Consider the following 16049-nt stretch of genomic DNA (forward strand, 5'->3'; position numbering starts at 1 on the left):
AACGGATAAACCACCCGATCAAAGCCAATCAGGCGATGATCGGGGGATAAATAAGCAAGTTTGCCAAAATTCGCGCTCGAAACAGGGGCGAGGAAAAATAATCAGGGGTTATTCAGAGCATCCCTAGCTGAATGCGCAGACCATAGGCCCAGACGCTGCCATAGACATCCGCAGGTGTTGCTGTTGAAAGGTTGTTGGCATTGTGGTGATACTGAATATCCGGGCTGATGGCGATCTCATCGGTGATCTGCCAGCGATAGTAGATCTCGGCGACTGTGCTGTTGGCACCGCTGTTTGGTGCCAGTGAGGTTTTATAGTCATTGAGCAGGCCAGAGTGGGCGACACCGGCACCAAAAGCGTGCTGCTCGTTGATACTGTATTCCGTGGAGAGAGAGGCAAAGCTGTTCACACCACCGGTGATATCGGTTTTGCCATTGTTGAAACCGAAACGTGCTGACCATGCGAGATCACCCACTGCGCCATCAATATTCACATAACCGCCAAGCGTACTTTTGTCATTGCCTGCGCCATCATAACGGGCTGCTTCCATGGTGCTGAGCCAACCGCCAACCGTGAGCAGTGAACCATTCTGAGACAGTGGCAGACGCAGCTCAGCCAGAGAGAAGAGTCCTTTTCGCTCACCGGTTGGTGTGTTGCCGAATTTAAACAGCTGGCTGTAGTTGCCACGCGGATTATCGCCCAGGCCGTAGGCATTACCGGACAGGGCGGTGAACTGCAGACCACCCTCTTCACCATAATTGAATACGATGGCCGGGGTGTAGTCGGGAAATGCGATGGTCGGGTTATTTACCAGTGCATCAGCCAGAAACTGAACACCCTCATCATTGGCCGTTGCCGTGGCATCGGCAAAAGCGGTCAGATCCATCACACCGATATTGCTGTTCAGCGCACCAACATCAAAACCGAAGGAGATTTCAGAGAGCTGAATGCGCCCCTTGCCTGCAGGTGTGGCCGCTGTGCCCGCATCGGCATTGGCACCACCGACAAGGCTTGATGCCGAGATATCGGCTGTTGAAGCCCCCTCTCCGTAGAGGTGCAGAGTGCCAAAGCCGAGATCGGCATCAATCACCAGATCAAGGCTGCCAACCAGATCTTTAGTGATATCGCCATTTTTCTTACTGATCTGCTGCCCAACAAAGGTTGAGCCCAGCTCGATGCTGATGCCATCCTCTCCAAACATTTCACCTGCGCCAACCGCGTTACTGCCGACCAGCATGGTTGCAGTAAGCGTCAGTATAGGGATTAACCGCTGCTTCCGGGAGGTGGGGCCAGCGGCGTGCAGTCTGTTATCACCACGTTTCATGGCGCAATCATTAGAATATTTCACGCTGTTTGCAAATCATGGCCTAGCTCTGGTTGATTCAGATATCAGACTCCGCTCTTATTCTAACGGCCTCCTGATTCAGCAAGCAGCCTGAATTCAGGAGTTTTCTCTGTTGATCGATGTTGAAATACCGCGCCAGAGCAGCGCTATTGCAGCAAGAAAGACAACAACGGCCGATGAGGGTGGGTAATCGAAGTAGTTGGAGAAGAGGAGGCCACACACACTCGCAATAGCAGAAATGACCACCGCCAGTAGTGCAGACCCATTCTTGCCATCTCGCCAGACCGCAAGCCCCGGCATCACCAGCATGGCAAAGACCAGAATCACACCCACCGCATAGATGGCAGGCACCACCGCAACTGCGAGTGCGCCGTAGAAAGCCACGCGCCCACCATAACTGTCCCTCCTACCCAGTTTCGAAAGAAGTAGTGCAGCAATGCCAGCGATGGCAATAATTGCCAGTTCAACCTCATTGACACCAAGCACGCTACCAAAGAGCAGCTCCATCATCTGCCCTTCGGCATGAGGCATCATCGCAAGAATCATCATGCCGAGTGAGGCAGCCAGGGCATACAGTGCGCCCATTACCGCCTCTTTCGGCAGATCACTCTCTTCAGACAGGGTTGCAATAAGCAGCACAGTTACTGCAGTAACTACGCCTGCAAACAGCATGCCGTTAGCATCCATAGCCATGCCTATGGCGTAACCGACCGCCGCCACCTGCGCTAAAGCCAGATCGATAAAGATTACCCGGCGATGCAGAATCTTCTGACCCAGCAATGGCAGGAACAGAGAGACCAGCAAACAGGCGGCAAGGCTAAACCAGAGTATCATGTTTTAATCCCCTGACGCTTTCTGAAGCAACATATCTATCAGCTGGATATAACCCTCTGAACCATGCCCCTCATTCGCATCCGGCATCGGGATAAGGGGTGCACCCGAAAGTTGGGCTATTCGCTTTGCCACACGTCCAACATGATAAGGCTCAACCCATAGCTGCCTGACCCCTTCTGCTTTTACCCTGCTCACCAGTGAATCCAGATGCGCGGGTGATGCTTCCACGCCCGGCTTGGGCTCAATGAAACCGATCACCGGAATGGCAAAGCGTTCACTAAAGTAGCGGTAGGATTCGTGATAACTCACCACTGGCGAAGCATTGCTAAATCGAGATTTCCAGGCTGCCGTCATCTCATGCAGACGAGAGGCAAAAGCTGCAGCACGCTGTCTGTAGTTATCGCCATTCGCCGGATCAATTGTCGCAAGGCGATCAGCCAGAGCTATGGCAACCTGTGATCCACGAATCGGATCAAGCCACCAGTGCGGATTGCCTTCAGGATGCACATCGCCCATTGAGCGATCAACACCAGCCTTAGCACCGAGCACGTCGATAACCGATGCCCCCTCGAAATAGCCTGAAGCTCCGGGACGGATGGTCTGGTTACGCGCCACCTCTATCAGTGACGGCAGCCAACCCGACTCCAAGGCAAGGCCTGCAGAGAAAAGCAGATCGGCACGCGCAAGGTGACGTGCCAGTGTCGGTTTGGGCGGCACAAAGTGAGGATCCTGCCCCACTCTGGCCAGGACCTTTACCTCGCCATCCTCACCGGCCACCGTTTCAGCTATCTGCCCCAGTGCCGGCAGTGTGGCAACTATCTGCAGCTCTGCATGGCTGATTACAGGAAACAGGAGCAGCAGAACAAGGATTGAGCGTTTTAGAAATGTCATCTGATTCTCCTAATAGGGGTGTGCGCCGTGTGGACCAATGGCCACAACCCAGCGCAGATACCATGCATTCGCATTTCCTCCTGCAGCGATCCCCAGATCACCTGCCACCTCAGCCAGCGCATTGCGAGTATGTTTATACTGCAGAGTAAAACTCTGAAACTCACTGAACGTCCATACCAGGCCTGCCGATATTGCACTCTCCTTCAACCAGCCAGCTGTTGCCGGAACATACTCCCGGGAGTAATCAAAGCGTGAGAAGAGATGCCAGTTACGATTCAACGAGACTGTTGCCAGCAGATAACTACCATCGTTAATTGCCGTTGAGACACCTGTACCCTGCTCTTGCCAGCGACGAAGCCATTCGCCTTCCAGTGAAAATCCGGCATGAGCAAGGTTCTGGTGTTTGATGGCAAAGTGGCCACCGCCTATACGTGTCATCGAGCCCGTTGTCGCAATACCATTTTTACCCTGAACATAGTTAGCACCCAATTCAAACGTAGCACTATCACCGATATCCCAGAGGCCTGTCCAACGAGCCAGAGCCGCATACTGAGCGGAGCCTGTCGGGTCGAACGCAACATCATTTTCGGTAGAAAAGAATCCGCTCGTCAGTGTCTGTACTGAATCGCCGATGAAGATTGGTTTATCCAACAGAACTCCATCTCCGATAAATATCTCTGGTCCAAAGAGATTAACCAACCCATTGGGACGATCAGCATAAATCAATACATGCGGATGCATTTCGTTAACCCGTCCGACGGGCAGGAACTTGCGCCCTGCACGCAGATTCACTCCCCACGGCAGGTAGGCAGTAATAAAGCCCTCTTCAACTGCCATGCCGCCATTGGCAGCGGTAACGGTCACATCGAGTCGTGCATGCGAATCGATATTGGCACCAAAGATAAATTCAGCTTCGGAGAGCGGTAGAAAACTACTGCTACGCACACCGCCATCGCCGCGGATACGTTGACCGGTGAAGTTTCCAATCACCGAAATGGATGGGTTACCGCTGTTTTCAGCTGTAGCGGTACGAGCTGACTTGCGTACTTCATTTGAGGATGCGGAAGCTGCTGCCTCTTCTGTATTTTCTGCCTGAGATGCAGCAACGGGAGCCTCCTTATTGGTGGTTTCCAGTTGTTCAATGCGGTCCATGAGTTGCTGAACCTGATTTTTCAATGCTTCCAGTTCACTGGCCGCATAAGCGTTGCTGCTGACCAGAATGGCCGCAGCAAACACCGCACGTTTAAGTGCATGTTTCATAATAAATCTCCTAATTTGTTTTGATTACGCCACTAAAGACGAGGTTGGGATTAGGAGTAGATAGGGGGGGCTCGGATAGGAGTTGCTGATCGCGTGGCCGCAACTGTAATTGACTGTTTAGAGACCGCCGATGTGATATCGGAGAGGTCTAATGATTGGGTTGGAGCTACTGAGACTGCTGCACTGTGAGACGTAACATCTTCAAGATCACAGCTGACACATGCACTCTCAAGCGCATGCAGACCACTCTCATGGCTATGTAGAGAGCCAACTGAGAAGAGGCATACCGCAATCGCCAGCATGGAGAGCATCCACTGCATACGACGCATGAGGTTGACCCCATGTAAGCTGACTTCACTCCATTGCATGGTCGCAATCATCGAAACAATTCAATCATTTTGCAAATCACAGCTTCAACATCTGCCCGATCTGCTTCGACACCCAGCTGCCACATCGAGGTGACAGGGCTATCGCTCATGCCACAGGCAACGATACCGGCGAAGTGGTTGAGGTTGGGATTAATATTCAGGGCAATGCCGTGGTAGGTGATCCATTTGCGGCAGCGTACACCCACTGCGGCGATCTTGTTGCCATCCACCCAGACACCGATACCGCGCTTATCACGTGTGGCCGCGATACCGAACCCGGCAAGTGTGCGAATCACCATCTCCTCCAGTCGCCAGACATGCCTGTGCAGATCCTGCTCATCTCTCTGATCGGCAATGACATAACAGATAAGCTGGCCGGGACCGTGGTAGGTCACTTCGCCACCACGCCCTGTCGGGTAAACTTCAATGGCTTCGCCATCAACATCACGACTTAACACGTCCGCTTCAGATCCTGATGAGCCGATGGTATAGATCGGCGGATGCTCGGTGAGGATCAGTGAGGGTTCCGATTCTCCAGCCAGAACAGCAGCCACAAGCGCCTCCTGCTCAGCCAGCGAATCGGGGTAAAGCTGCCTTTGATGGCGGATAACCTGCATCAGAAGCGAAGCTCCAGACCGGTTTTATAACTTATGTCGGTATCCTTGATGGTCGCCGGGGGCCGCGAATCGTTGGCTATTTCGACCGCAAGCTTCAGATCGAGAGTGTCGGTAAGGGACAGGCTCACGGCCACATCATCAAGCAGGCGAAAATCAGCCGGATCTCTCCATGCCGGCTGGTAGTAGAGCGTATTCTGCAGGCGGACCCGCTCATTCAAGGCATAATAGAGGGAGATATAGCTGTTGCCACGCCAGAGGCTGGTGACAGGTTCATTGGCAGCAGCCTTTAGCTCTTCACGCTCAATGAAGGAGCCCAGCCCGATTGCCAGCGAAAGACCTCCCTGCTGTTGCGACCAGCGCAGGCCACCACCAAGCAGCGTGCGCAGCTTCAGAAGGGCGAACTCATTCTGTTGAGCCTGTCCGAAAAGCTCCGCATCCCATGTCCTATCAAGGGCATAACGGTGGCGCAGGTGGGCGAATGATTTGTTGGTATCACGCACGCCACGGCTTTTGCCATAGGCGTGGCTGGCTACGAACATGTTGGTGTGGGGGCCATGCCTCCAGAGCAGGCGCCCGCTCGCTTCACCGGCCACTTTTTCACTATTACCGGAACTGCCGCTGACAGAGAACCCGAATTTGCCGCCAAAACCCTCCGCATCGACGGAGAGATCAAGGTCCTCGGCATTAATGATCGCCCAGGCCTGCGCCGGGGTAAAAAGCAGGAAGAGAATGATGATAATTTGCATGTGCGAAGCCTAGCTGCGCTCCTGCACGTTGACCAAGCCTCATTGCCTCCTAGAATCAGCAATTCCCTTCCGGGAAAAGGAGCGGCCAGTTGTGAGCAGCAAGACCGAAACAGACCAACTCTCATTCGAACAGGCACTGGAGCAGATGACGCTGCTGGTTGAGAAACTGGAGTCTGGTGAACTGCCTCTGGAAGAGAGCGTGGCCGCATTCGAGCAGGGCGTGAAACTATCCCGCCGCTGCGAATCACTACTGGATAAAGCCGAACAGCGTCTGCAGGTACTCAATAGTAGCGAAGACGCTGGCTGATGCAGGCTCCTGTTTTTCTTGCTGCGCATGCCTCGCATGTCGAAAAAGCACTTATCAACACACTGGATGCCCGCTCATCTGTCGTAGCCGAACGGCTGCTGGAAGCGATGGGTTACAGCCTGCTTGCCGGTGGCAAACGGGTACGCCCCGGACTGGTGGTTGAGTGTTTTCTCGCCTGTGGTGGCACAGATATCGCAGCAACCATGCCTGCTGCGATGGCCATCGAGTGCATCCACACCTACTCACTGATTCATGATGACCTGCCCTGCATGGATGATGATGACCTGCGCCGTGGCAATCCTACCTGCCACAAAAAGTTTGATGAGGCGACGGCGGTACTGGCTGCCGATGCGCTACAGGCACTGGCTTTTGAGCTGCTTGCAACCTCTGATGCCCCGGCCGATCTACGCTGTGAACTGATCCGCACGCTTGCCATCGCTTCGGGATGCCAGGGCATGGTTGGTGGGCAGATGCTCGATATCCAGAGTGAGAGCAGTGGCTCGGATATCGACATTCTTGCTGTGGAGCGCATCCACCTGCATAAAACAGGCGCCCTGCTGCGCTGGTGTTGTGAAGCCGGCGCCCTGCTGGCCGAAGCCAGTGCAGAGCAGTTTGAAGCCTGCTCCCGTTATGGCAAAGCGGTCGGTCTGCTTTTCCAGATCGCTGATGATATCCTCGACGTGACCGCCAGCTCCGATAAACTGGGCAAAAGTGCAGGCAAAGATGAAGCCCAGAACAAGGCAACCTATGTATCACTGATGGGGCTGACCCGGGCTCGCGAACTGGCTGATGAGATGCGCGAACTGGCCATCAATGCCTGCGAACCCCTGCATGATAACGGCCTCCAGCTACAGGCGCTGGCCAACTATATTCTGGAGCGTGAGAGCTGATGTTTGAGCTACTGAACCGAATCAAAGGCACAGCTGATCTGAAAGCGCTCTATCCCGAGCAGCTGCCGCAACTGGCTGATGAGATGCGCAACTATCTGATCGAAACGCTGGCCCCTATTGGCGGCCACCTCGGTGCAGGTCTTGGCGTGGTTGAGCTCTCGATTGCACTGCACTACCTCTACAACTCTCCCCACGACAAAATCGTCTGGGATGTGGGTCATCAGGCCTATCCGCACAAGATTCTCACCGGACGACTGGCCCAGATGCCAACGATCCGCCAGTACGGCGGCCTCTGCGGCTTTACCAAGCGTAGCGAATCTGATCACGATCCCTTCGGTGCCGGTCACGCCTCCACCTCAATCTCAGCCGCCTATGGTATCGCCGCAGGCCGTGATCTGAGCAATGAGAATTATCAGGTGGTTGCTGTTATCGGCGATGGCGCACTCACCGGCGGCATGGCCTTTGAAGCACTCAATCATGCTGGCGCCCACAAAAACCGGTTGCTGGTGATCCTCAACGACAATGAGATGTCGATTGCTCCGAATGTGGGGGCGATGTCCTCCTATCTTGCCCGCATTATCACCGGCAAGCCCTACACGCAGGCCAAGGACACCGCCAAACGCATCCTCGGCAAACTGCCGGGCGCGCTCGATGCCGCTAAACGGCTGGAGGAGCATGTGAAAGGCATGATCACACCGGGCACGCTGTTTGAAGAGATGGGCTTCCGATATGTTGGCCCCATCGACGGTCACGATTTTGAGCATCTGCTGCCAACACTGGGTAACTGCAAAGAGCTGGATGGCCCGATCCTGCTGCATGTGGTGACCAAAAAGGGGCTCGGCTTCTCACCTGCAGAGGAGGACCCGGAGACCTGGCATGGCCTTGGCCCCTACAATGTAGAGACCGGTATTCCGCACAAGAGCAACGGCACCCCACCCACCTACACACAGATCTTCGGCGATACGCTTGCCGATATGGCTGATCACGATGCGCGCATTGTGGCGATTACCGCTGCGATGCCAGCCGGCACCGGCATCAACCGCTTTGCCAAGCGTCATCCCGAGCGCTGCTTTGATGTCGGCATTGCCGAACAGCATGCTGTCACCTTTGCCGGTGGTTTAGCTGTAGCAGGCAAGCGCCCCTTTGTGGCGATCTACTCCACCTTTATGCAGCGCGCTTATGATCAGATTATTCACGATATCTGCATCCAGAATCTGCCGGTCACATTCTGTCTGGATCGGGCCGGCATCGTCGGTGCCGATGGCGCAACCCATACCGGCATGTTTGATATCGCTTTTATGCGCAACCTGCCGAACATGACAGTCATGGCCCCCAAGGATGAGGCCGAGCTGAAGGATATGCTGCTAACCGCAAACACCATCAACGGGCCAGTATGCATCCGCTATCCACGTGGCAATGGTTACGGCGTTGATACCACGCAATCGGCTGTTCTGCCGGTCGGCAAAGCCGAGGTACTGGAAGATGGTGGTGATGGTCTGGTGATTGCCGTGGGCAACCGCGTTCGCGATGCACTCAAAGCGGTAGAGACACTGCGCAAGGAGGATGGCCGCGCGATGACCCTGCTCAATCTGCGTTTCATCAAACCGCTGGACGCGGAGTCGATCCTGCTGCACCTGAAAGCGGCCAAACCTCTGGTGATTATTGAAGAGGGCGTGGCGCAGGGAGGCATTGGTCAGGAGATTGCAGCCCTTGCCCTGAGCGCAGGCTGGAGCGGCCCCTTTGCCCATATCGCCATGCCCGATCATTTCCCGGCTCACGGCACACAGAACGAAATCCTGCGTGATCTTGGACTCGATGCAGAGGGTATTCTCAAGCAGCTGCGCAACCACTAATACGTTGGCTGCAAAACCAAAAAAACTCCGCCTCAGCGAGATCCTCTTTGATCGAGGTCTCTCTGATTCGGTTGATATTGCCTCCCGTCAGATCATGGCCGGCCTTGTCTATGTCAGTGGCCAGAAGGCCGACAAACCGGGCATGCTGTTTCGCGAAGATGCTGAGATTGAAGTGCGTGAAGTGCTCAAATATGTCTCTCGCGGCGGCCTGAAGCTTGAGAAGGCTCTGGAAGTTTTCCCCTTTAGTGCTGAGGGCATTATCGCTCTGGATGTTGGCGCCTCCACCGGTGGCTTTACCGATGTGCTACTGCAGAGTGGTGCGCAAAAGGTCTATGCCGTTGATGTCGGCCACGGCCAGCTGCACTACAAACTTCAAAATGATGAGCGTGTGATCAACATGGAGAAGACCCATGTGCGCAAACTCAGCGATGCACTGATCCCCGAGCCGGTTGACGCACTGGTGATCGACACCTCATTCATCTCCCTTACCCGTGTACTGCCCTGCGCCTGGCCCTTTGTGAAAGCAGGTGGCTGGTGCGTAGCACTGATCAAACCGCAGTTTGAGGTCGATCCCAAACATCTCGATCGTGGTGTTGTCCGTGAAGAGCAGTGGCGACAGTGGGCCATCGACCGTGTCACCACCATGGTAGAGAGCGAGCTCTCAGGTGCCGAGATCATCGGCATCGAAGCCTCCCCGATCCATGGCCCCAAAGGTAATGTTGAATATCTGATGGGGTTAAAGCGAACGCATTAAGCGCTGCAGAACAACGTTCCTACTGCCTCTTACGCTCCAGATGATCGAGCAGTTTTTCGGCATTGGCCACCAGCATCTGATAGGCATCCTCAAAACCGTGCGCGCCACCGTAGTAGGGGTCAGGCACATCAGGGGCGTGACCACTCTTAACCTCGAACTGGCGCATCATCAGAATGCGTGATTCGGGCACTCCCATGCGCAGAAGATTGGCTCTGTTGTCACTATCCATGGCGACCAACCAGTCCCACTGCTGGCAATTGCTGGCAGTAACCTGCTGGGCGCGATGGCGACTTAAATCCAACCCCTTCTCTTTCGCCTTGGCGGCAGAGCGCGGATCGGCGGGGCCACCGACATGCCAGTCGCCTGTACCTGCAGATTCGAAATGATAACGATTGAGCCCGCGCTGCGCTGCTACACCTCGTACAACGACTTCCGCTAACGGAGAGCGACAAATGTTGCCCAGACAGACAAACAGGATTTTCTCTTTTTCAGTTTCAGCCATGAAGATTCTTCTCCGCCTGTGATCGTTGCAGATAAACCGGTGCCGGGTATCGCGGCAACTGGCTTATCGACGCCAGAGCATCCAGCTCTGCCAGTGTGGCCGTCAGCAGTGCCTGTGAGCGACTGACTGTTAGCGGCAAGCGACTCCACCCGTCCAGTGCAACAGGAACATCGTTGTGGCAGACAAACAGGCCCGCCTGCATCGCCATTACCTCGTGCCAGGTTAAACACTGGTCTGCACATCTCGGCGATCCGTTTTGATAGCAACCGACAAAGGCCTCTCCGGCCCGTGCATCTTCAAGCACCCAGATCGCTTCACTGCTATCACACTGGCGTGCTGTAATGGCCAGTGATGAGAGGTGTAACATCGGCAGATTCAGCCCGCTGTTGATGCCTGCCAGTGTTGCTGCAGCGATACGCAGTCCGGTAAAAGCACCGGGGCCTGCACCGAGCGCCAGCAGATCCAGCTGGTTCCAGGTCAACCCTGCCTGCTGCAACAGCTCAGCAAGTAGCGGCACAATAGCGGTTGAACGGGTTTTACCCTGCTCCGGGGTTGCCGCAGTCAGAAAAGCACCGTCAGCAGTATGCATGCATGCCGATATCTCACCGAATGCAGTATCCAGCGCGAGAATATGCAGATCAGATTTCACAGGTGCTCTTTCAGCGCCAGACGCAGAGATTCACCATACTCCGGGTGTTGAAGACCAAGTACCGTGTTGGCCACAAGGAAACCTTCCGGATTACCGGCATCAAAACGCTGCCCTTCAAGTAGTACACCGTAGACCGGCTCCTCTCTGGCCAGTGCGGCAATGGCATCAGTCAGCTGAATCTCACCGCCGCGACCCGGCATAACCTCTTTCAGCAGCTGCATCAGTCGCGGCGTAAAGATATAACGCCCGACAATCGCCATATGAGAAGGAGCCTCATCAACTGAAGGTTTTTCGATCATGTCGGTCAGACGAAGCAGACCACTCTTTTCGGCGTGGTAATCAACAATACCATATTTGGATACATCGCTGGCCTGCACCTGCATTAGTCCAATCACCGAACAGCCGGTCTGCTCATGCACCTCGCGCAGCTGCTGCATGGCTGGTCTCCCGCCTATAATCAACTCATCGGCAAGGGAGACACCAAACGGCTCATCTGCCACCCAGTGATCTGCACAGAGTACCGCATGGCCAAGGCCGAGCGCCTCTTTCTGGCGCAGGTAGATCACCTCGGCCATACGCGCCACACGGGAGACCTCTTTATAGAGGGCACTTTTACCGGCTTTTTTCAGGTTGGCTTCAAGCTCGGCTGAGATATCGAAATGATCCTCGATGGCGCGCTTGCCACGGCCGGTGACCATAATGATCTGCTCCATGTTTGCCGCCAGCGCCTCTTCCACGCCATACTGAATCAGCGGTTTATCGACAATGGTGAGCATCTCTTTCGGACTGGCTTTGGTAGCCGGGAGAAAGCGGGTGCCCATGCCAGCGGCCGGAAAGATAATTTTACGCAGTGGTTTCATGATTGCCCCCTCTCAATGCAACCAACTATACACCAAAGTTACCGATCAGGTGAGGCGCCCGTAGGAGTGCAGGCCGGAGAGGTACATATTCACGCCAAGGAAGCAGAATATCGTCACCAGGAAGCCGGCCACTGCCCACCATGCCAGTGCCTTACCATGCCAACCGTGCGATACGCGTGCATGCAGATAAGCACCGTAAACCAGCCATACGATCAGTGCCCAGGTCTCTTTCGGATCCCAGGACCAGTAACCGCCCCAGGCTTCTGCAGCCCAGGCGGCACCAAGAATGGTAGCCAGCGTGAAGGCGGGGAAACCGACAGCGACGGATTTATAGGCCAGCTGATCGAGCTGATCCAGTGACGGAAAGACATTGAGCATCTTCGATCTGCTGCCTTTGCTCTCCATGCGATGCCGCAGCAGGTATGTCATACCCGCACCACAAGCCACCGCAAATGCACCGTAACCGACAAAGTTCATCGGCACATGGATCTTCATCCAGTAGGACTGCAGTGCAGGCACCAGCGGCTTGATATCGGCCTGACCAACAGAATCGAGCCAGATTCCGAAGAATACACCGGCAGAGACCAGCAGCATCACAAATGCGCCCATGCCCTTGGCGCCATAGCGACGCTCAAAGGAGAGGTAGACAGTAGCCGTAATAATGAACAGCAGGATAAATACTTCGTAGAGATTGGAGACCGGGGCGTGGCCGATCTCGACATCGATCAGATAGGACTCATGCCAGCGCAGCAGCAGGGCGGTTCCACCGGCATAGACACCGATCCAGGCCGATGCTGTTGCGATGCGCCCGATAAACGCTTCAGGTGCAAAGAGGTAGGCGATATAGGCAACAGCCGAGAAGATAAATACGATATTCATCGTCATGATAATATTCGCAGCCAGCAGGTTGGATTGATCCTCATAGGCAACCTGACTTGCAGCAGGCTCAAAGAGTGCGACGATCACCGCCAGAATTACCATCAGCAGTGAACCATCCAGCCACGGCACGGTGTTGGGAGCCACGCGCCCCTCAAGAATGGTTGGTTTGATGGCAATAAACACTGCCGCAAGAGCAGCCCCGATCAGTGCACCGGTTCCGCCCCAGAGCAGCCCCTGCATGCTGAGGATCTGGTAGAGGAATGCATCCTCGTCATAACCACCGGATGCGTACATCGCCATGGCAGAGATGCCGAGCGAAAGACCGATATAGGCGTAGAAGCGAATCAGCGCCCAGCGGCCACGATTTACCACCTCCCATATTGATGATTCAGCAGTTATTGCAGTCATGCATATCTCCTTTTGATGTCCGGTTCGGGATTACAGCCGATGCGTTACCGGTTCAGCTGCGGGCGAAATCTTCATCGAGCTTTGTGAACAGATCGTTAAAGGTTTGTTGAAAAGCGATCTGATTGCGGTTGGTCATACCTACCAGCTCTACCCGGGTGGTTTCACCCTCAGGGCGAATAACAAGCCAGAGCTTACGATGTGGCACATAAAACATGATGCAGAGGCCGATTACCAGGATGGCACTACCGACCCAGACCACATTCATTCCGGGGTCTTTCGCCAGCTGCAGACCGGTGTAATAGACGTGCGTGAAGTCATCCAGCATCGGAATCACCGGCCACGGCAGCTGCGGAATCAGATTCACCGCCTGCACGGTACGGCTGCCAATCTCCTGAATGTTTTCCGGCGGATTATCACCGTAGACATCAGCCATGGCTCTCTGGAAAGCCTCAAAATTGGCCTTCTCACTGGCCTTGCCCTGTACCTCGGAGAGATGAACGATAAAGGCGTGGAAGAGACGCCACTCATCAGGACTGGTCAGATCCAGACCCAACCCTACCGACTGGTAATCCTTGGCATCACCTGTGAGTGACACCATCATCCATGAGCCCTGATTGTGGCCGTGGCCATCAACAAAGGGGTTCATAAACGATTTAACCTTAACCGGCTTCATGCCCGGACCACGGATCACATACTCTACTGAAGGGCCGATATCCTTGAACTTACGCGGCTCGCCCGGATCAGCGACATTCTCTACGTTGTACGGCCTGAAATCGGTCACCTCCAGCGAGATACCGGTCTCCGCATCACTCCAGGTTTTGTAAACACCGGTGTTGATAATGCGAGTTTTCTGACTGCCATCCATATGGAAGAGCTTGAAGCTGACATCAGAACCGCCATCACCAAAACTGGCCTGATAGATATAGACACCCTTATAGAAGAGTGGCTCATTGACGATGATATCAGAGGTCAACACCTCTTTGCCTTCATCAATAATAGTCAGATTACTACGGAACGCTTTGGGTGCACCTGTTGGAAAGAAGTCGATCTCAAAAGAGTTGCAGCGCACCTCAAACGGCATATCCAGACCTACCGTCTCTGTCCCCTTCAAAAAGGAGATGCTGTGCTCCATCTTGCCCTCAGGCACCGCCATATTGCCACGGAAACCAAACTGCACACTGATCCAGCCGCCCACCAGTACGATCAGGATGGCCGCATGTACCGAGATATAACCCCACTTGTGGCTACGCCCCTTATCGGCACGGATAATGTGCTCCCCGTTCTCTTCGGCAGACTTGAACTCCCATCCGTACAGGCGCTTTCGGAAACGCTGCTCCAGCTCCTCGGGTGACACAGCGCCATCCAGCTGCCACTTCTGCTGCAGCGCCATGCGGTTGCGTGAACGCTCATTGATGGAGACCTTACGGCTGCGCATCTCCTTGAGCATCTTGGGCACATTGCGCCACAGACAGGCGGTCAGCGAGAGCATCAGGAAGCCGAGCAGGGTCTGGAACCACCATGTGTGGTACATATCGAAGAGGCCGAGTGAGCGGAACACCCAGTACCAGAGCGGGCCGAACTGCTGCAGGTAGTCGGTCTGTTCCTGATTCTGCAGCAGCACCGTACCGATCACGGAGGCGATAGAGAGCACCATCAGCAGAACGATGGCCAGTGACATCGAACCGAGACGCTGCCACAGCTGTTTCAAAAAATCGGAGAATGAATTCATGGCGGCATGTTAGCCATTCATCACTGCGCCGTCATGGCCGAATTGTGGTGGAATCATTACGCCATACACGCAACAGAACTGAGGCTTTGCCACTACTTGCAGGCCCCTGCAGTACCGCATCGAGATGACGATGCCAGCGCATGCGCAGTTTTCGACCCGGTTCGGCTGTCGCCCCCCCCCTGCGATTAAGGCTGGATGAGAGCAAAAAACCGCCACAGGCAGCTGCCAGCTGACGGGCCTGCAGGCTGGCATCAACGCGCACAGCCAACGTGCTTTTACGATAGCAGACAGGGTTCAAACCCGGTTTGGCAGGAATAATCAGCGTAAAAGGCCCCGGCCAGGATGTGCGGATCACCCTGCGCAGCGCCGGTGAGTAGAAACGAATCAGGCCACAGGCGCGCTGTACCGAATCCGCCAACAGCAGGAATGGCCCGCGCCGCTGCTTAAAGCGCACCAACCTGTTTACCGCCTTGGCAGATCGTGGATTGGCCGCCACCCCCGGCAGGGTGTGGGTATGATGGGCAATGATGCCACCCCGATGAAGCAGTGCTGCCGCCCTGAGGGCGGCCAGCTTGCTACGGACCGGACTAGGCTTCAGCGAGAATAGCCTCTGCCTGAGCGGCACGGTCTGCCTTCAGTTTCGCAGCGAGGTCTTCATCATCCTGGGCCAGCATCTGCACAGCCAGCAGGCCTGCATTCCTGGCGCCGTTGATGCCAACCGTGGCAACAGGAAGTCCCGGCGGCATCATCACAGTAGAGAGCAGTGCGTCCTCACCATTGAGCGGGCCGGATGCAATCGGCAGTCCGATTACCGGTTTCACAGTTTTGGAGCAGACCACGCCAGCCAGATGCGCGGCCATACCGGCTGCACAGATAAAGACTTTACAGCCCGCCTCTTCAGCCTCTTTCACAGCCTGCACAGTCGCCTCAGGTGTACGGTGAGCTGAACGCACCATCGTCTTATAGGCTACACCAAACTCATCAAATACAGCCTCAGCCTTGGCTACCACAGGTCTGTCATTGGCGCTGCCCATCAGAATCAAAACTTTAATCGCTTCCATAGATCTCTCCCATCCGCAAAAGAGCGTCCTGCCTTTTGCTTCTCTTACGCTCATCAACTGCGCGGAGTTAATTCGCTCACGCTTCGCGCCGGCCAT

General features: G+C 55.0%; 18 protein-coding genes. 4 read left to right on the top strand and 14 right to left on the bottom strand.

The window, feature by feature from the left end; genetic code table 11:
- Positions 1-112: 112 nt before the first annotated feature.
- The 7 genes from F3F93_RS11785 to F3F93_RS11815 form a co-directional block, all read right to left on the bottom strand.
- The gene (locus F3F93_RS11785; protein ID WP_176959396.1) at positions 113-1348 is read right to left on the bottom strand and encodes a carbohydrate porin; all 1236 of its coding nucleotides are present in this window, start codon (positions 1346-1348) and stop codon (positions 113-115) included.
- A 93-nt stretch (positions 1349-1441) separates the two neighbouring features.
- Positions 1442-2179, bottom strand: coding sequence for a metal ABC transporter permease (locus F3F93_RS11790; RefSeq protein WP_176959397.1), 738 nt, complete (start codon positions 2177-2179; stop codon positions 1442-1444).
- A gap of 3 nt (positions 2180-2182) precedes the next feature.
- Entirely contained in the window at positions 2183-3070 is an 888-nt protein-coding gene (locus F3F93_RS11795; protein ID WP_176959398.1) for a metal ABC transporter substrate-binding protein, read from the bottom strand.
- 9 nt (positions 3071-3079) lie between these two features.
- Complete coding sequence (locus tag F3F93_RS11800) at positions 3080-4330, bottom strand: hypothetical protein (protein WP_176959399.1); 1251 nt, start codon at positions 4328-4330, stop codon at positions 3080-3082.
- Between the two features lie 50 nt (positions 4331-4380).
- Entirely contained in the window at positions 4381-4710 is a 330-nt protein-coding gene (locus F3F93_RS11805; RefSeq protein WP_176959400.1) for a hypothetical protein, read from the bottom strand.
- Positions 4707-5315 carry a lipoyl(octanoyl) transferase LipB gene (lipB, locus tag F3F93_RS11810; protein WP_176959401.1) on the bottom strand — a complete coding sequence of 203 codons (609 nt, stop codon included), beginning with the start codon at positions 5313-5315 and terminating at the stop codon, positions 4707-4709. Before lipB ends, F3F93_RS11805 begins: the two co-directional genes overlap by 4 nt.
- Positions 5315-6061, bottom strand: coding sequence for a DUF481 domain-containing protein (locus F3F93_RS11815; RefSeq protein ID WP_176959402.1), 747 nt, complete (start codon positions 6059-6061; stop codon positions 5315-5317). The genes lipB and F3F93_RS11815 overlap by 1 nt, the downstream gene beginning before the upstream one ends.
- Before the next feature lie 91 nt (positions 6062-6152).
- On the opposite strand from F3F93_RS11815, the gene xseB reads away from it, so the two are divergent.
- The 4 genes from xseB to F3F93_RS11835 are packed head-to-tail and all read left to right on the top strand — an operon-like array spanning position 6153 to position 9865.
- Positions 6153-6368 (top strand): exodeoxyribonuclease VII small subunit, encoded by a 216-nt coding sequence (xseB, locus tag F3F93_RS11820; RefSeq protein ID WP_347239253.1) that lies wholly within the window; start codon positions 6153-6155, stop codon positions 6366-6368.
- Positions 6368-7258 (top strand): polyprenyl synthetase family protein, encoded by an 891-nt coding sequence (locus F3F93_RS11825; protein WP_176959403.1) that lies wholly within the window; start codon positions 6368-6370, stop codon positions 7256-7258. The genes xseB and F3F93_RS11825 overlap by 1 nt, the downstream gene beginning before the upstream one ends.
- A complete protein-coding gene (gene dxs, locus F3F93_RS11830) occupies positions 7258-9111 on the top strand; it encodes a 1-deoxy-D-xylulose-5-phosphate synthase (protein ID WP_241697133.1) in 1854 nt (617 codons plus the stop codon). The genes F3F93_RS11825 and dxs overlap by 1 nt, the downstream gene beginning before the upstream one ends.
- 4 nt (positions 9112-9115) lie before the next feature.
- Complete coding sequence (locus F3F93_RS11835; RefSeq protein ID WP_241697134.1) at positions 9116-9865, top strand: TlyA family RNA methyltransferase; 750 nt, start codon at positions 9116-9118, stop codon at positions 9863-9865.
- Positions 9866-9884: 19 nt separating this feature from the next.
- On the opposite strand, the gene F3F93_RS11840 is transcribed toward F3F93_RS11835, so the two are convergent.
- Genes F3F93_RS11840 through purE form a run of 7 tightly spaced genes read right to left on the bottom strand, consistent with a single transcriptional unit; the run spans position 9885 to position 15953 of the window.
- On the bottom strand, positions 9885-10367 hold the full coding sequence (locus F3F93_RS11840; protein WP_176959405.1) for a low molecular weight protein-tyrosine-phosphatase: 483 nt from the start codon (positions 10365-10367) through the stop codon (positions 9885-9887).
- Positions 10360-11016 carry a tRNA (adenosine(37)-N6)-threonylcarbamoyltransferase complex dimerization subunit type 1 TsaB gene (tsaB, locus tag F3F93_RS11845; protein ID WP_176959406.1) on the bottom strand — a complete coding sequence of 219 codons (657 nt, stop codon included), beginning with the start codon at positions 11014-11016 and terminating at the stop codon, positions 10360-10362. Before tsaB ends, F3F93_RS11840 begins: the two co-directional genes overlap by 8 nt.
- A complete protein-coding gene (gene galU / locus F3F93_RS11850) occupies positions 11013-11876 on the bottom strand; it encodes a UTP--glucose-1-phosphate uridylyltransferase GalU (protein ID WP_176959407.1) in 864 nt (287 codons plus the stop codon). Before galU ends, tsaB begins: the two co-directional genes overlap by 4 nt.
- Before the next feature lie 45 nt (positions 11877-11921).
- Positions 11922-13163, bottom strand: coding sequence for a c-type cytochrome biogenesis protein CcsB (gene ccsB / locus F3F93_RS11855; RefSeq protein WP_176959408.1), 1242 nt, complete (start codon positions 13161-13163; stop codon positions 11922-11924).
- A 52-nt stretch (positions 13164-13215) separates the two neighbouring features.
- Positions 13216-14892 carry a cytochrome c biogenesis protein ResB gene (locus F3F93_RS11860; RefSeq protein ID WP_241697135.1) on the bottom strand — a complete coding sequence of 559 codons (1677 nt, stop codon included), beginning with the start codon at positions 14890-14892 and terminating at the stop codon, positions 13216-13218.
- Positions 14893-14923: 31 nt separating this feature from the next.
- Positions 14924-15517, bottom strand: coding sequence for a Sua5/YciO/YrdC/YwlC family protein (locus F3F93_RS11865; protein WP_347239254.1), 594 nt, complete (start codon positions 15515-15517; stop codon positions 14924-14926).
- Positions 15480-15953 carry a 5-(carboxyamino)imidazole ribonucleotide mutase gene (gene purE / locus F3F93_RS11870; protein WP_176959409.1) on the bottom strand — a complete coding sequence of 158 codons (474 nt, stop codon included), beginning with the start codon at positions 15951-15953 and terminating at the stop codon, positions 15480-15482. Before purE ends, F3F93_RS11865 begins: the two co-directional genes overlap by 38 nt.
- Positions 15954-16049 lie beyond the last annotated feature (96 nt).

Origin of the sequence: Mariprofundus sp. KV, assembly GCF_013387475.1 — a bacterium.
GTDB lineage: Bacteria > Pseudomonadota > Zetaproteobacteria > Mariprofundales > Mariprofundaceae > Mariprofundus.

Bases quoted from the DNA above. Each gene is read 5' to 3' on its own strand.
- F3F93_RS11805 (WP_176959400.1), bottom strand. From the start codon at position 4,710: ATGATTGCGACCATGCAATGGAGTGAAGTCAGCTTACATGGGGTCAAC.
- F3F93_RS11815 (WP_176959402.1), bottom strand. From the start codon at position 6,061: ATGCAAATTATCATCATTCTCTTCCTGCTTTTTACCCCGGCGCAGGCC.
- dxs (WP_241697133.1), top strand. From the start codon at position 7,258: ATGTTTGAGCTACTGAACCGAATCAAAGGCACAGCTGATCTGAAAGCG.
- F3F93_RS11795 (WP_176959398.1), bottom strand. From the start codon at position 3,070: ATGACATTTCTAAAACGCTCAATCCTTGTTCTGCTGCTCCTGTTTCCT.
- purE (WP_176959409.1), bottom strand. From the start codon at position 15,953: ATGGAAGCGATTAAAGTTTTGATTCTGATGGGCAGCGCCAATGACAGA.
- ccsB (WP_176959408.1), bottom strand. From the start codon at position 13,163: ATGACTGCAATAACTGCTGAATCATCAATATGGGAGGTGGTAAATCGT.
- galU (WP_176959407.1), bottom strand. From the start codon at position 11,876: ATGAAACCACTGCGTAAAATTATCTTTCCGGCCGCTGGCATGGGCACC.
- F3F93_RS11825 (WP_176959403.1), top strand. From the start codon at position 6,368: ATGCAGGCTCCTGTTTTTCTTGCTGCGCATGCCTCGCATGTCGAAAAA.
- F3F93_RS11800 (WP_176959399.1), bottom strand. From the start codon at position 4,330: ATGAAACATGCACTTAAACGTGCGGTGTTTGCTGCGGCCATTCTGGTC.
- F3F93_RS11860 (WP_241697135.1), bottom strand. From the start codon at position 14,892: ATGAATTCATTCTCCGATTTTTTGAAACAGCTGTGGCAGCGTCTCGGT.
- lipB (WP_176959401.1), bottom strand. From the start codon at position 5,315: ATGCAGGTTATCCGCCATCAAAGGCAGCTTTACCCCGATTCGCTGGCT.
- F3F93_RS11840 (WP_176959405.1), bottom strand. From the start codon at position 10,367: ATGGCTGAAACTGAAAAAGAGAAAATCCTGTTTGTCTGTCTGGGCAAC.
- F3F93_RS11790 (WP_176959397.1), bottom strand. From the start codon at position 2,179: ATGATACTCTGGTTTAGCCTTGCCGCCTGTTTGCTGGTCTCTCTGTTC.